The organism is Bacillus sp. VA15, from assembly GCF_055721145.1.
Genome location: NZ_JBVQPQ010000044.1, coordinates 1 through 410, shown reverse-complemented (window position 1 = coordinate 410; position 410 = coordinate 1). Strand labels below are relative to the sequence as shown.

At 58.0% G+C, this 410-nt stretch carries 1 protein-coding gene and 1 pseudogene; both read right to left on the bottom strand.

Annotated features, from left to right (window positions below; genetic code table 11):
* On the bottom strand, positions 1-184 hold a 184-nt coding region (locus AC0DBE_RS21665), incomplete at its 3' end, for a hypothetical protein (protein WP_472963767.1).
* Between the two features lie 15 nt (positions 185-199).
* Positions 200-410 (bottom strand): annotated as a pseudogene (locus AC0DBE_RS21660) (hypothetical protein); the annotation flags it as partial.

The window sequence follows — 410 nt, the reverse complement described above, 5'->3', positions numbered from 1 at the left end:
CCTTCTCCCAGAGCGCCGTCGTTGCTGGCGTCGCCTGCGCGAGGAAAGTTTCGTCGCCTTCATAAGGGGTATAGTTATGCTGAATAAAATCGCGCACGTTGACGGTGTCTTTCCATTCTTCACCGCGAAACCCGGCCCATGCGTCGCTGTAAGGGGCAACGCGCGTATCGATTGCTACTTTCATGAATTTCTCGCTCTGTCAGGCATAAGCCGCAGCCGGAGTGACCTTCCCAAGACGGAGGGCATCCAGCGCGATCATTTTTTCTTCGTTGGTTGGGATCACCGCGCAGGCCACGCGGGACGAATCGGTGGTGATCACACGCTCACCTGCGCTGCCCGGCAGGGCATTTTTGGCTTCATCGAGGGTGATGCCAAAGACAGCCAGGTGTTCCGCCACCAGCGTGCGGATC